The organism is Amycolatopsis rubida (assembly GCF_900115345.1).
In the GTDB taxonomy this organism is placed as follows: domain Bacteria; phylum Actinomycetota; class Actinomycetes; order Mycobacteriales; family Pseudonocardiaceae; genus Amycolatopsis; species Amycolatopsis rubida.
Genome location: NZ_FOWC01000001.1, coordinates 764900 through 779032, shown reverse-complemented (window position 1 = coordinate 779032; position 14133 = coordinate 764900). Strand labels below are relative to the sequence as shown.

At 69.4% G+C, this 14133-nt stretch carries 15 protein-coding genes; 12 read left to right on the top strand and 3 right to left on the bottom strand.

Translation table 11 applies throughout. The annotated features are described in order from the left end of the window. Positions 1-20: 20 nt before the first annotated feature. From BM362_RS03875 to BM362_RS03855, 5 genes are all read left to right on the top strand, one after another. Positions 21-854, top strand: a complete 834-nt coding sequence (locus BM362_RS03875; RefSeq protein ID WP_067578768.1) for a LytR/AlgR family response regulator transcription factor — start codon at positions 21-23, stop codon at positions 852-854. Positions 855-860: 6 nt separating this feature from the next. Beyond that, a complete protein-coding gene (locus BM362_RS03870; RefSeq protein WP_067578522.1) occupies positions 861-1370 on the top strand; it encodes a hypothetical protein in 510 nt (169 codons plus the stop codon). A gap of 70 nt (positions 1371-1440) precedes the next feature. Continuing rightward, the gene (locus BM362_RS03865) at positions 1441-3231 is read left to right on the top strand and encodes a sodium/solute symporter (RefSeq protein ID WP_093572727.1); all 1791 of its coding nucleotides are present in this window, start codon (positions 1441-1443) and stop codon (positions 3229-3231) included. A gap of 44 nt (positions 3232-3275) precedes the next feature. After that, positions 3276-3632 (top strand): rhodanese-like domain-containing protein, encoded by a 357-nt coding sequence (locus BM362_RS03860; protein WP_037806963.1) that lies wholly within the window; start codon positions 3276-3278, stop codon positions 3630-3632. A 291-nt stretch (positions 3633-3923) separates the two neighbouring features. Next, positions 3924-5012, top strand: a complete 1089-nt coding sequence (locus BM362_RS03855; RefSeq protein ID WP_167545197.1) for a DUF4328 domain-containing protein — start codon at positions 3924-3926, stop codon at positions 5010-5012. On the opposite strand, the gene BM362_RS03850 is transcribed toward BM362_RS03855, so the two are convergent. Beyond that, positions 5009-5611 (bottom strand): TetR/AcrR family transcriptional regulator, encoded by a 603-nt coding sequence (locus tag BM362_RS03850; RefSeq protein ID WP_067578526.1) that lies wholly within the window; start codon positions 5609-5611, stop codon positions 5009-5011. The two genes, BM362_RS03855 and BM362_RS03850, sit on opposite strands and share 4 nt — an antisense overlap. A gap of 96 nt (positions 5612-5707) precedes the next feature. On the opposite strand from BM362_RS03850, the gene BM362_RS03845 reads away from it, so the two are divergent. Continuing rightward, complete coding sequence (locus BM362_RS03845) at positions 5708-7057, top strand: DHA2 family efflux MFS transporter permease subunit (RefSeq protein ID WP_093572213.1); 1350 nt, start codon at positions 5708-5710, stop codon at positions 7055-7057. Next, a complete protein-coding gene (gene mca, locus BM362_RS03840) occupies positions 7054-7869 on the top strand; it encodes a mycothiol conjugate amidase Mca (protein WP_093572212.1) in 816 nt (271 codons plus the stop codon). The genes BM362_RS03845 and mca overlap by 4 nt, the downstream gene beginning before the upstream one ends. Positions 7870-8711: 842 nt before the next feature. Here mca and BM362_RS03835 read toward each other — a convergent pair. Further along, complete coding sequence (locus BM362_RS03835; RefSeq protein ID WP_093572211.1) at positions 8712-9866, bottom strand: cytochrome P450; 1155 nt, start codon at positions 9864-9866, stop codon at positions 8712-8714. Positions 9867-9943: 77 nt separating this feature from the next. Here BM362_RS03835 and BM362_RS03830 point away from each other — a divergent pair, with 77 nt between their 5' ends. From BM362_RS03830 to BM362_RS03810, 5 genes are all read left to right on the top strand, one after another. Continuing rightward, on the top strand, positions 9944-10819 hold the full coding sequence (locus tag BM362_RS03830) for a DUF5926 family protein (RefSeq protein WP_067578534.1): 876 nt from the start codon (positions 9944-9946) through the stop codon (positions 10817-10819). A 55-nt stretch (positions 10820-10874) separates the two neighbouring features. Continuing rightward, positions 10875-11228 carry a DUF952 domain-containing protein gene (locus BM362_RS03825; RefSeq protein ID WP_093572210.1) on the top strand — a complete coding sequence of 118 codons (354 nt, stop codon included), beginning with the start codon at positions 10875-10877 and terminating at the stop codon, positions 11226-11228. Positions 11229-11352: 124 nt separating this feature from the next. Then, complete coding sequence (locus BM362_RS03820; RefSeq protein WP_232791557.1) at positions 11353-11916, top strand: SigE family RNA polymerase sigma factor; 564 nt, start codon at positions 11353-11355, stop codon at positions 11914-11916. Beyond that, positions 11913-12740 carry a hypothetical protein gene (locus BM362_RS03815; RefSeq protein WP_093572209.1) on the top strand — a complete coding sequence of 276 codons (828 nt, stop codon included), beginning with the start codon at positions 11913-11915 and terminating at the stop codon, positions 12738-12740. The genes BM362_RS03820 and BM362_RS03815 overlap by 4 nt, the downstream gene beginning before the upstream one ends. Positions 12741-12835: 95 nt before the next feature. Then, positions 12836-13420 (top strand): dihydrofolate reductase family protein, encoded by a 585-nt coding sequence (locus tag BM362_RS03810; protein ID WP_067578541.1) that lies wholly within the window; start codon positions 12836-12838, stop codon positions 13418-13420. Positions 13421-13489: 69 nt separating this feature from the next. Here BM362_RS03810 and BM362_RS03805 read toward each other — a convergent pair whose 3' ends face one another. After that, positions 13490-14041: a ferritin gene (locus tag BM362_RS03805; protein ID WP_067578772.1), complete on the bottom strand. Its 552-nt coding sequence runs from the start codon at positions 14039-14041 to the stop codon at positions 13490-13492. Positions 14042-14133 lie beyond the last annotated feature (92 nt).

Genomic DNA, 14133 nt, shown 5'->3' with positions numbered 1-14133 from the left:
TGCACCTCGCAATCGGCAGGATGCGTCTCACTGTGAGTGCTCACGACGACACCCGGAAACTCATCGTCCTTGCCGTGGACGACGAGCTGGCCGGGCTGGACGAACTCAGCCACGGACTCCAGAACAACCCGCACATCCACCGCGTTTTCCAGGCCTCGGACGCCTCCGACGCGCTGCGGCTGTTCTCGCACGACGACCCGGAACTTGCTGCCCGGCGGGCAAACGGCCTGCCGACGGTCGACGCCGTGTTCGCCGACATCGACATGCCCGGCCTGTCCGGCATGGAGATGTCGCGCGTGATCGCGGCGATGAACCCGTCGCCGGTGCTGGTGTTCGTCACCGGGCACGCCGAGGAAGCGGTGAACGCGTTCGACCTCGGCGCGGTCGACTACGTCCTGAAGCCGTTCCAGCAGGACCGGCTCGACCGGTCGGTCGCGCGGGTGCGCGAAAAGCTGGCCACGGCCGCGAGCCCGCCCGCCGGCCAGGGCGGGGCCGAGCCGGTGAAGAACGACGACGAGGTCATCCCGGTCGAACTGGCGGGTACCACGAAACTGATCCCGCGCTCGTCGGTGCGCTGGGTGGAAGCGCAGGGCGACTACGCGCGGCTGTTCACCACCGAGGGCAGCCACCTCGTCCGGATTCCGCTCGCCCAGCTGGAAGAACGCTGGGAGAAGGCCGGATTCGTGCGGATCCACCGGTCGTTCCTGGTCGCGCTGCCGCTGATCACCGAAATGCGGATGGGCCAGGGCGGCTACCAGGTCGTGATCGGCAACGAGGAGAAAGTGCTGCCGGTCAGCCGGCGGCACACCCGGGCGCTGAAGGACCGCATCGTCGGCTCCGGCCGGGGCGGCTAGCCGTCGATGTCCTCGCCCGAAGACCCCTACCACCGGCTCGAGAACGGAGTCCGCAAACCGGACCCGACGCTGGGCGTGCGGCCGGAGGACCGCGCGGTGGTCGAACCGGTGCCGCCCGCCCCCGAACCGGTCCCGCGTTCCAGCGAACCCGCGCACGTGCGGCCGAAACGGGAACGCGTGGTGCTCGCCGATTCGCGGCAGTCGTCGGCGCGGATGCGCGGGCGGGTCGAACTGGAGGAACAGACCAGCTGGGGAAAACTGCTGGTCCGCGACCTGGTGAAGGTCCAGCTGCGCACGTCGGTGTGGCTGGCGGTGCTCGTGCTGGTCGTGCTCGGGATACTGCCCGCGCTGTTCTATTTCCTCCCGGCGGTCGCGCGGTTCACCGTGATCGGCATCCCGATCCCGTGGCTCGTGCTCGGCCTGCTTCCGTTTCCGTTCCTCTTCGCCGTCGGCCTCTGGTACAACCGGCTCGCCGAGCGGCACGAACGCGACTTCGTCGACATGATCGAGAACTGACCCGCGCGGGGGATGCGTTCGCTGGTGGCGGCGCATCCCGGAAGCGTGTGGTCGTGCGAGGATGCACGCCGTGCAGCTGACCCCGTGGACGTTGACCGGCCTCGCGCTGGTCGCCTTCGCGACTTACTACCTTGGCTTCCGTTCGTCGCGCGGGGCCACCAGCACGCACGACTTCCTCGTCGCCCGCCGAACCGTGCGCTCCAGCCGCAACGCCGCGGCGATCTCCGGCGAATACCTGTCCGCGGCGTCGTTCCTCGGTGTCGCGGGCATGGTGCTCAAACAGGGTGCCGACGCGACCTGGTATCCGATCGGCTTCACCGCCGGGTATCTCGCGCTGATGCTGTTCGTCGCCGCGCCGTTGCGCCGATCCGGTGCGTACACGCTGCCGGACTTCGTGGAAGCCCGGCTCGGTTCGCGAGGCCTGCGCCGCTTCGCGACCGCGGGAGCGGTGTTCATCGGGATTCTTTACATGGTCCCGCAGCTGCAGGCCGCCGGTTTGACGCTCGCGCAGATCGTTCCGGTACCGGCGTGGGCGGGCGCGCTGCTCGTCATCGTCCTGGTCGCGGTCAACGTGGTCTCCGGCGGGATGCGCGCGATCACCGTGGTTCAGGCGTTCCAGTACTGGCTGAAACTGTTCGCGATCGCTGTACCGACTTTTGTGCTGTGCATGGTTTTCTTCGCCGGCGGTGGCCCGGGCGGCGTGCGCGCGCTCGGTGCGCCCGCACCGCCGGTGTTCCCGGCGGACACCAAGGTGACGGTGCAAACCGACGTGACCGTGAAGGTCACCACCGAGACGTTCTTCTACGCGCACGGCCGCATCGACGACGGTCCCGCGGGCGGTATGGCGCGTTGGTCGCCGCTCATTCCGCACAAGGTGTCCTCGGGGACCACGCTGGAGTTCGCCGCGGGTACGCCGGTGCCGATCGTGAGCGACGCGCCCACGTCGAACGACGCGTGGCTGCATCCGGCGTCGAGCGGCATCAGCGATCTGCTGCAGACGTACTCGCTGATTTTCGCGCTGTTCCTCGGCACCATGGGCCTGCCGCACGTGCTGGTCCGCTTCTACACCAACCCCGACGGCAAGGCCGCGCGCCGCACCACCGTGCACGTCCTACTGCTGCTCGGGCTGTTCTATTTGTTCCCGACGATGCTGGGCGCGCTCTCGCGGATGTACGTGCCGCAGTTGCTGCTCACCGGCAACACCGACGCGGCCGTGCTGCTGCTGCCGACCGCGGTGTTGCCGGGCTGGCCAGGGCAGATCCTCGCCGCGGTGACGGCCGCGGGTGCGTTCGCGGCGTTCCTGTCCAGCTGCTCGGGGCTGCTGGTGAGCGTGGCCGGGGTGGTGTCGACGGATCTGCTGCCGGGCCGGGTCAAGGACTTCCGGGTCGCGACGCTGCTCGTCGCGATATGCCCGATGGCGCTCACACTGATCTTCCGTACCGAGGACATCTCGCTCTCGATCGGGATGACCTTCGCGCTCGCCGCGTCCACGTTCAGCCCGCTGCTGCTGCTCGGCATCTGGTGGCGCAAGCTCAGCTGGCCGGGCGCGCTGGCGGGGATGGTCGTCGGCGGCGGGATGGTGCTCGGCGCACTGGCGTACAACATCGTGTGCGAGTACACCGGAGACAAGATGCCGTGGTTCACCGTGCAGCCCGCGCTGATCTCGGTGCCCTCGGCGTTCCTGGCGACCTATGTGGTGAGCCGGCTGACCAGGTCCGGCCGCCCGGACCTGGTGAACGACATCATGCTGCGCCTGCACGCCCCCGACCCGCTCGGCCTGATGCGCGACCGCGCGGTCGCCCGGTTCGGCCAGGCCGACGAGAAGCTGCGGGCCGGCCGGGGACGCCACCGCAAGGCCTAGCGGTTAGCGTTCCTCACACGCGTACAACGTCATGACATGGGAGCATGGAACCTGTGGTGAGCCCAGCTGAAATTCCGACCGCTGAAGTCCGCGACCTGCCTGCGGACGTCGCACTGCTCGACGTCCGCGAGGACGACGAGTGGGCCGCCGGGCACGCCCCCGCCGCGGTGCACATCCCGCTCGGCGAACTGCCCGCGCGGGTCGGCGAACTCGCCGAATTCCCCGAGGACAACCCGGTCTACGTCATCTGCCGCTCCGGCGGCCGCTCGGCGCGCGCCGCGGCCTGGCTGAACGCGAGCGGCTGGGACGCGGTCAACGTCGCGGGCGGAATGGGAGCCTGGGCTCGCGAAGGCCGCCGCATGGTGAGCGAAAACCCCGACGCTGAACCCGAGGTTCTCTGACGGATGCCTGCCCAGTCTGTTCCCGAGCCGCCGGAATCCTCGGATCCGGCGTCGTTCGTTCCTGGCTTCGGCCGGGGCGAAGGGGACGGTTCCCGGCCGGTCGGCGCTGAGCGGGATTCGAGTGGGCCGGGGCCTGCTGATGCCGGGACCGGGGCGTCCGGTCCGGGCCACCCCGGATCGGCTGGGGTGCCGCCGGTGAATGGGCCTGTTCCAGGCTGGGCTCCGCAGACTGGAGCGCAGTCGTATGCCGGGCCACAGCCTGGCGCGCAGCCCTATCCCGCGCAGCCGGGCATGCCGCCGCCTGGCCACTGGGCACCGCCGCAAGCCGGGCCGGTACATCCTGACCAGCAGTTCGCCAATCCGAACCAGCCGCAGTACCCGGCGCAGGCCTACCCGCACCCGGCGTACGCGCGTCCGTTCACTGCCGCTCCGCAAGGCGCGATCCATCGGCCCGCTCCCCAGCAACCGCAGCCGAGTCCGCCGAAGCGAGCGGCCAAGCTGCGCTGGGTCGCGTCCCCGCCGCCGAGCGCCGTCCGCCGTCGTCGTGCCGTGCCCGCGACGCCCTATTCCGGCCCGCCGTCCTATCCGGTGCCGCCGCGCTGGGGCTTCCCGAATCTGACCTGGCGCCGGCCGACGAACGTGCCCGGCACCGCGTCCGGAGAAATCCGGCCGATCGACCGGATCCCGGTGCTCGCGCGGAGTCTCACCACCATCCTCTGGACGTTCGCCGTCCTCGCCGTGATCGCGGCGGGGGCGGAGAGCTGGCGGTACGCGCTCCTCGTGGAGAGCCGCGATTCCGCGCTGAACAGCAGCGTCGTCGGGTTCTCCGACGCGTTCGTCATGCTCGCCGGCCTGCTCACCACGATCTTTTCGCTGCTGCCCGCCGGACTCTCGATCTGGTGGCTGCTGGTCGCGCGGCAAGCGGCCGCCGACGAAGCCGAGGTAGCGCCGCCGCGGCCGGTCTGGCAGGTGCTCGTGGGCGTGCTGGTGCCGATCGCGAATCTGCCGCTCGCGTTGTCCGTGGTCAGCGAGCTGGAGCACGCCGTGCTTCGCCGTCCCCGGGACGAGCGGCCGAAGCCGTCGCGACTCGTGCTCGGCTGGTGGGGCGCGTGGGTGGCGAACTGGGTCCTGCTGAGCGTCACGATCATCTGGCGGATCCGGCCGGGCGTGCAGGCGATGGCGGACAGCGTCCTGCTGGTCGCGCTCACCGACCTCGCCGCGGCCGCGCTCGCGATCGTTACCGCACTGGTGATCCGGCGGTTCTCGCATCTGCTGATGCCGATCGCTCCGGGACGCCTGCGCGACTTCCGCGTGCTCAGGATCGAGGGTGCGCCGGAGCCGGAGCTGCGGACCGCGCGTCCGGTCGGCGCCGCGCGCTAAAGGTCGCCGAGCGCCGGTTCCAGCTGGCCGAACGCGACTGCCGCGGAATCCCGGATCTGCTCCACCAGATCGGCCAGCTTGACGTCCCGCCAGGTCAGCTGCCAGACGTCGTCGAGAAGCAGCCGCAGTACTGACGTGAGGTGCGCCCCGGCCGTCCGCGACAGCATTTCCCGGTCCGGATGCCGGTCGAGCAGCGCGGCGACGAGCTCGAATTCCCGGTCGACGTGCATGTCCCGGAGCGCGGACGTGAGGCGTTCGCTTTGGCGCACCATCCGCACGAAGGACACGTCCGCGAACCCGAGCATCGCGCTCGCCTTGTCCAGCTCCGCGAAGCACCCGTCCCGCACGGCGACCAGCGCCGGAGTCTCCGGATTGGCCCGGACGAGGTTCGCCGGCCAGTCCACGAAGTCATTCCGGATGTCGAAGACCAGGTCTTCCTTCCGGCTGAAGTGATTCGTGACGGTCATCTTGGCGACCCGCGCCGCCTCCGCGACCTCGGCGATCGTCACCTGGTCGAACCCGCGCTGGATGAACAGCCGCGTCGCCACCGCCGAGATCGTCTGCCGCGTCTCCAGCTTCTTCTGCTCCCTGAGGCTCACCCCGGCCAGTGTACTAGGTCCGACCTAAATTTGTGCTTGACCCATTAACTAGGTTCGACCTAATCTCAGGTCCGACCTAACGAAGGGGGTGATGCGATGACCACGCGGCTTCCCGAGGTTCCGGTCTCCGATTCCGGGCTTCGCCGGCTCGGCGGAGTGCTGATCCTGGGCGCGGTGCTGTCGATCCTCGACGCGACGATCGTGTCGGTCGGGATCGGCGTGATGGCGCGTGACCTGGACAGTTCGCTGCCGACCGTGCAGTGGGTGGCCAGCGCGTACCTGCTGGCCGCGTCGCTCACCATTCCGCTGTCCGGCTGGCTTGCCGACCGGTTCGGCGGCGCTCAGGTGTGGATCGCGGCCGTCGGGCTGTTCACGCTGGGGACGGTGTTGTGCGGGTTCGCCTGGTCAGCTCCGGCGTTGATCGCGTTCCGCGTGCTGCACGGCCTCGGCGGCGGTCTCATGCAACCGATCGGCCAGGCGATTTTCGCGCAGGCGGCCGGTCCTCGGCTCGGCCGGATGATCGGTGTCGTCACGCTGCCCGCGACCGTCGCGCCGGTACTCGGCCCGATGCTCGGCGGCGTGCTCGTCCAGGACCTCGGCTGGCGCTGGCTGTTCTTCGGGATCGTGCCGTTCGGCGTCGCCACTTTGCTGCTCGCCGTCCGGGTGCTGCCGCGCGAGGAACCCGCTGGCACGCGCGATCCGCTCGACGTCCGCGGCCTGCTGCTGCTCCCGCCGGGGCTCGGCGCGCTCGGCTACGGCCTAGGCGAAGGTTCCAACACGTTCGCCATCGCCGGTGCCGTGCTGCTGATCGCGTACGCCGGGCACGCTCGTCGCGCGCAAGCGCCGCTGCTTGACCTGAAATTGTTCGCGCACAAGGCTTTCACTGTCGCGAGCGCGAGTACTTTCTTGCTGGGCGCGTCGCTGTACAGTTCGATGCTGTTGCTTCCGCTTTACTACCAGCAGATTCAGCACACGTCCGCTCTCGCCGCCGGACTTCTGCTCGCGCCACAGGCCCTCGGGTCCGCCGTCGTCCTCATCGCAGGCGGAAAACTGCTGGACCGCTTCGGCTCGCGAACAGTCATGCTCACCGGCATCGCGTTGTCGCTCGGAGGCACGATCGCCTTCACCCAACTCGGCGGTTCCCCCAGCCCGACCCTGTTGACAGTTTCGCTGCTGATTCGTGGGTTCGGCCTAGGCGCGACCACCACGCCCGGTATGACGATGCTCTACACCTCGTTGGAGCGCAGCCAAATCCCGCGTGCGGCGAGCGCGATCAACGTCGTCAACCGCATCGGCGGCTCGCTGGGTACGGCGCTTCTGGTGGCTGTCCTGCACGCGCAACCTCCGGGTGCAGCTGCGTTCGGCACTACGTTCACCTGGGCACTCGGCCTTTCCCTGCTGAGCTTTGTCCCCGCTCTCTTCTTCCCGAAAGGAAGCCGCGCATGACGCTCCGCCTCTTGGCCGTACACGCCCATCCCGACGACGAATCGAGCAAGGGCGCCGCGACTCTGGCCCGCTACGCAGCCGAGGGCGTCGACGTCCTGGTAGCCACCTGCACCGGCGGCGAACGCGGCGATGTGCTCAACCCCACTTTGGACCGAGAGGACGTCCGACGGGATCTGCCTGCCATCCGTCGCCGGGAAATGGCCGACGCGGCAAGGATTCTCGGCATCCGGCAGACGTTCCTCGGCCACGTCGACTCGGGTTTGGCGACGCCTTCGCCAGCTGGCAGCTTCGCGGAGATTCCGTTGGCTGAAGCGGCAAAGCCGTTGCTGGAGCTGATGCGGGAATTCCGTCCACAGGTGGTGGTCACCTATGACGAGACCGGCGGTTATCCACACCCCGACCACATCCGCACACATGAGGTCACCACCGCGGCGTTCGACGAATCCGACGACGGCAGCCCGCGCAAGCTCTACTACCTGGCCACGCTCAGCCGATCCTGGTTCGAAGCCATGCACGAGGCGACCATCGCCGCTGGTGAAGAGTCGTTGATGGGTCCGGTTTTGGAGGAATTGCCGCCTGCCGACGTGCTCACCGTCACCGCCCGCATCCGCTGCGAGGAACACTTCGCGACCCGGGATGCGGCGTTGCGCGCGCATGCCACGCAGATGGACCCGGGGCATCCGTTCTTCGCCCACTCGCGCGAGATCGAGCGAAAGGCCTGGCCATGGGAGGACTACCAGCTGGCCCGCACGAACGGTCCCGTCGCGCCAGGTGCTGGAGTGGAGGACGACTTGTTCGCGGGGTTGCGCTGATGCGGCGGCTCGTTGCTGGGCGGTGCGCGGGTTTCGCGGTGAGGTGGGCTAGCGGCGGAGTTGCGGTGCGGGCACGGCGGCCAGTGCTCCTAACGTCGTGAGTGGCGTTGCCGGTGAGAACCGCAACGCCACTCACGAGTCCCCCCGGGCGGGTTGCGGGCGATGCGCGGGGTTGCGGCTCGTTCCTGGGCGGCGGTCGCAGATGTGCGACGGGCTGCCGTTCGTCCCCCAGCGGCTAGCTCCCCGGTGGTTCCTCGGGCTATTCGCGGAATTCCAGTGAAACCGCAGCGCACTCCCACGCGACACGGCGGGCGGTCCTGCGAACCAGCCAGGCACCCCGCTTGGTTCCGGGCGGTCGGCCCTGTCCGCCGACCAGCGCCGCCCTGTTCTCGGCCGTGCGTGATTGTGGGGCGCTTGCCACCTGGCTTGGTTCCGGGTATCGGCCCTTCCGGCCGACCAGCGCCGCCCTGTTCTCGGCCGTGCGTGATTGTGCGGCGCTTGCCACCCGGTTTGGTTCCGGGTATCGGCCCTTCCGGCCGACCAGCGCCGCCCCTGCCCTCGGCCGTGCGCGATTGTGCAGCACCCACCACCCGGCTTGGTTCTCTTCCGGCCGACCAGCGCCGCCCTGTTCTCGGCCGTGCGCGATTGTGCGGCACTCGCCACCCGGTTTGGTTCCGGGTATCGGCGCTTCTCGCCGACCAACGCCGCCCCTGCCCTCGGCCGTGCGCGATTGTGCGGCACCCACCACCCGGCTTGGCTCCGGGTATCGGCCCCCCGGATCAACCCCGCCCCTGCCCGCGACCGCGCGATTATGCAGCACTCACCACCCGACCCCGCAGGACTCAGGCAGTCACCGGCAGAGTGCGCAATCCCCGGATCACGAACTCCGGCCTCCGCTCCGGCTGCGCGGCCAGCCGCAACGCCGGGAGCCGGTTTGTCAACGCCGTCAACGCGGCCGCGATCTCCACTCGGGCCAGCGGTGCCCCGACGCAGTAATGGATCCCCATCCCGAACCCGAGGTGCGCGTTCGGCGAGCGGCCCACGTCCAGGGTGTCCGGGGCGTCGAACACCTTCGGGTCGCGTGCCGCGGCACCCAGCAGCGCACCGATCTTCGAGCCCTTCGCTACCCGGTGACCAGCGATTTCCACCTCCTCAGTCGCCGTGCGTTCGAACAACTGCAACGGGGAGTCGAAGCGGATCAGTTCTTCCACAGCCGAGTCCAGCAACGTTGGGTCGGACCTAAGCCGCTCCCATTCCGTGCGGTGGGTGAGCAGCGCGGTCACCCCGTTGCCGAGCACGTTCACCGTCGCCTCGTGGCCGGCCATCAACAACAGCACCGCGGTGGCGACGACCTCGTCGGGAGTCAGTTCGCTCGCGGACAGGTCCCGGACGATCCCGCGCGGCGAGCCCGCGACGACCTCGCGCAGGTACGCCACGAAATCGGCCGCGGCCTGTTCGGCGGCGTCGCGGCCGTCCTCGGACAGGCCGTATTCGTACATCTTCACGATCGCGTTGCTCCACGTCACCAGCTGCGCGCCGTCCGACGTCGGGACGCCGAGCAGTTCGGCGATGACCGCGACCGGCAGCGGTTGCGCGAGGTGTTCGAGCAGGTCCGCGCTGCCGTCGGCGGCGATCTTCGCGGCCAGGGTGTCCACCATGGACTCCGCGAGTTCCGCGACCATCGGACGCAGCCGCTGCACGTGGCCCCGGCCGAATTCGCCCGCGATGACGCGGCGCAGGCGGGTGTGCGCGGGCGGCTCGTTCTCCAGCAACGAGTTGCGGTGCAGCAGGTTGAACGACGCGAACCGTTCGAGCGGCTGCGCGTCGGTCCAGATGCGGCCGAGTCCGCGGTGCCGGAGCACGGCGGCGGACGCGGCGTGCGAAACCGTGATCGCGATGCCTAGGTCGTCGTGCTGGTGCACCTCGCCTTCGGCGCGCAGCGCGGCGAACGCGGGATACGGGTCGGCGAGGAAGGCGGGATCGCGAGGGTCGAACACGAGCCGACTCTAACCCGCGAGCCCGGACGGCCAGTCCCTTCGATAGCGTCTGACCTTGATTTCGCTAGGAGGCTGAAATGGGTAAGGGCGCGCGTAAGAAGGGTCCCAAGCCGGACCGCAAGCCGAAGGTGCGCGACGTCTTCGTCGGGCAGCCGTTCGAGGGGCTGGCGGCGGAGCCGGAGCTGATCGCGCTGCGCGAGTTCGTCCCGTCCGCCACGGCGAAACTGACACTCGCCGACGGCGGCGACGTCACGCTCGGCACGGTGCTGCCCATGGCCGCCGCGGCGTTCGTCCGCTCGGACGGCGAGCGCTTCCTCGGCCTTCAGGTGCAGACGCGGTCTTCCGACATCAGCCGCGACCTCGGCCGCGCGCTGCGCTGGCTGCTCGACGCCGAACCGGGCGACGTGCTGTCGGTGCCGGACACGACGTCGCCCACCGACCCGGACGAGCACAACCGGCTCCAGGATCTGCTCGTGCCGAGCGCGGAGCTGGAGGTCGCCCTCCACACCGACTTCGCGTGGTGGCTGCCCGAGGACGCGGACGCGACCGGCGACGTCGCGGTCTCCCTCGAGCGCGCGAACGCCGCGATCATGCCCACCGACCGGCTCGGCTCCGGCGCGTACTGGGTGCTCGCCGGCGAGAAGGCGCACCTGCGCTGGGTCCGCCCGGAACCGGAGAACCTGCTGCTGCAAGCGCTTGCGCGACTGTCCGCGGCTGGCACGCTCGGGCTCGGCGAGGGCACCCGGTACGCCGGGTCGTTCCGTGCGCACGGCCTGCTCGTCCCGGTGTGGGACCTCGACCCCGAGGCGCACGCGCGGGAGTGGGCCGAGCCCAAGGACCAGCTCGGCTCCCGGCTGGACGACGCGCTCAAGTCGCTCGACTCCGAGCCGCTCAACGCCACCGAGCGGCGTGCCCGCGACGGGCTGATCGGACGTCAGCTCACCATCCGCTGAGTTGTCCACCTGTGGACAAGTCGACCTGAGTTGTCCACAGGTGGATGATCACCAGGTGATCCTCCACATCTGCACCCGCGACGAGTGGGCCGCGGTGCCCGCCGACGGCGAATACCGCGCGTCCTCGCTCGACGACGCCGGATTCATCCACTGCTCGGACCCGGGCACGGTCGCCCTGCCCGCCAACGCGCTCTACCGCGGCCAACCCGGCCTGGTCCTGCTCGAAATCGACCCCAAGCTGGTCGACGCGCCCGTTCGCTGGGAGGACGGCGACCCGCCGGACCCGCGCGGAATCCAGTTCCCGCACATCTACGGCCCGCTCCCGCGAAACGCCGTGGTCGCGGTACACGATTTCCCCCCTGACGCGGATGGCGCCTTGAAGCTGCCCGAGTCGCTTTCCGTGCGCTGACCTCAGTTGTCCACAGCTACGGAAAGTAGCGATGGAGACGGGACAACCCTCGGGGGCGCTCATGCGTGGTGGGGATGACGAGGAATCGTCGCTGGACGCGGTCATCCGGGGAGGGGGCGATACGGTGACGGCAGCCGCATTGCCCCTGACGAGCGGGGATCCGTCCTGGGCCGGCCAGCAGGCAGAAGCCGTCACCACCAGCACGGACTTCGGCGACTTCGTACGCGAGGCCCTGCCCGGGCTGCTCCGTTACGGCCACGTGCTCACCGGAAACCCGCACGACGCCGCGGACCTCGTCCAGACCGTGCTCGAAAAGATCGGCGCACGCTGGTCGTATGTGCGGCAGAAGACCGGCGACCCGCTGGCGTACGTGCGGCGTTCGATGGCGAACGCGCACGTCAGCCGCTGGCGCCGGACGCGCCGGGAGAATTTGGTCGCGGACCTGCCCGACACCAGCCCGAGTCCGGCGAAGGATCCGTTCGAGCACGAGCCGCTGTGGCAGGCGCTGCGCGACCTCCCGCCGCGGCAGCGCACGGTGATGGTGCTGCGGTACTACGAAGGACTTTCCGAAGCGGAGATCGCCAAGGCGCTGGACATCAGCCAGGGGACGGTGAAAAGCCAAGCGAGCAAGGCGATCGCGTCCCTGCGGGCGAAACTGAGGAACCAGGAAGGAGGCGACGCCGGGTGAGTCAGCCCGACGATCTGGAACAGCGGCTCCGCGCCCTCCTCGCCGACGATCGGCTAGCCGTCGAACCAGCCGAGGATGCCACGTCGGCCATCGTGGCGGGCGCGCGCAGGCGGCGGCGTCGGCAACGGATCCTGACGTCCGGGGCCGGGGCGGCGTGCGTCCTCGCGGTGGCGTCGGCCGGACTGGTGGCGATCCAGCTGCGCGCCCAGCCCGCCGGGACCGATGTCGCCGCCCGGCAGGTCGCTTCGGCTCGGCCCACGCCGCCTTCTGCGGTGCCCGAGCCCCCGTCGAGCGCCGAATCGACGCAGGCGCAGGCACCGTCCGTGCCGATGGAGACCAGCGTGGCCGACCCGCCGGTGCCGCCCGCGCATCCGCACCACACGAAGCCTGCGCCGCCGCGGACGTCACCGGCGAAAGCCGCGTCCGGAGCGTTGGTGACCGCGGACGGCCTGGGCGCGGTGAAGCTCGGCATGACCGAGCAGCAGCTCACGGACCAGGGCATGAAGCTCACGACGGTGAAAGAGTCGGCGGGCTGCACTTACTACGACGTCAGCGGTGCCGGGGTGCCCGCCGCGACGGCTGTCGTGTCGGCGGAGAACGGCGTGGTCGCGGTGAAACCCGACGGTGCCGCGCACACCCCGGAAGGCGTGGGCGACGGGTCGCCGAAGGCCCAGGTCACCGCGACCTATCCGGGCACGTCGGAGTCGGGGAGCGCGCTCGTGTCGCCGACCGGTGACCAGGGCGCGTATCACTTCACGCTGAACTCGGACGGCGCGGTCCAGGACATCGAGGTCCGGGCGAAGACACAGGACTGCGCCGGCTGAAAAATTTCGCGAGCCGATGTCGATCTGGCGCCGCGCCGCTCGTGTAGCGGGTGACGGGCCGGCCGGCGGCCCGCGGAAGCGGAAGGACCTCCCCGATGCGTTCGATCAGCGTCACCCTGAGCGTCACCCTCGACGGCGTCACCCAAGGCCCCGGCCGCAAGGACGAGGACCCCCTCGGTGGGTTCGACCTAGGCGGATGGGCGATCGGATACTCCGACGAAGTCATGACGCGCGAGATGGGCAAGGGCCTGAGCCGGCCGGGGGACATGCTGTTCGGCCGGCGCACCTGGGAGGACTTCGCCGCTGTCTGGGGGCCTCAGACGGACGGGAATCCCTACACCGCGCACCTGAACGCGGCCACGAAGTACGTCGTCTCCACCACGCTGGACAACGCGGACGCCTGGCAGAATTCGGTGTTGCTGCGCGGCTCCGCGGTGGAGACCGTGGCTGAGCTGAAAGCCTTGCCGGGCAAGGATCTTGCGATTATCGGCAGCGTTTCGCTCGTGCGTGCGCTGCACGCCGCCGGGCTGGTCGACAGCTATACCTTGCTGATCCACCCGCTGACGCTCGGCCGCGGCGCGCGGCTGTTCGAGGGACCGGCTCCGCTGACCGAGTTTTTGCTCGTCAGCAGCGTCGCGACCACCACCGGCGTGCTCATCGCGCAGTACGAGCGGCGCTGAAGTTATCCACAGGGGGAAGCCCGGTTGTCCACAGTGGGGACAACCGGGCTTCCGGGCCTGCTTCGAGCGTTACAGCGCGCCACCCGCGACCGGGGGCATGCCGGAGTCCGCGCCGGCGTCGCCGACGGACTCGCGGTGCAGGAACTTCTCGATCTCGTAAACGCTGTCGCCTGCCCGGCGCGCGACCGTGACGAGCGTCGACATCTGGGAGATCTCCTCGACCTGCTCCTTGAGGAACCACTGCGTGAACTGCTCGCTGATGTAGTCCTCCTCGGCCCGCGCGGCCTTCGCCATCGCGGAGATGTCGGCAGCGACCTCCTTCTCCTGCTCCAGCGCGAGCTCAAGCAGCTCAAGCGGGGCGGAGAACTCGTTGCGGACTTCGCCGGTGCCGGGGACCTCGACGTGGTGGTCCCGGTCGAGCATGTACTGGAGAAGCGCCATCGCGTGATTGCGCTCCTCGACGGACTGCTTGTAGAAGTGCTTCGCGAGCTGCGGCAGGTCCTCGTTGTCGAACCAGACCGCGAGCGCGATGTACTGCTGGGAGGCGTTGAACTCGTTGTGGATCTGCGCCTGCAGCAGTTCGTAGAACTTGGAGCGCGGTTCTTTCTTCGTAGCGGCCATGTTCATCACGGTACGTCAATATCGGATTGTTTTCCACTTTTAGCTGGTGATCTCCACCCCATTAGGGTTACCATTCCTTAAGAAGGAAACAC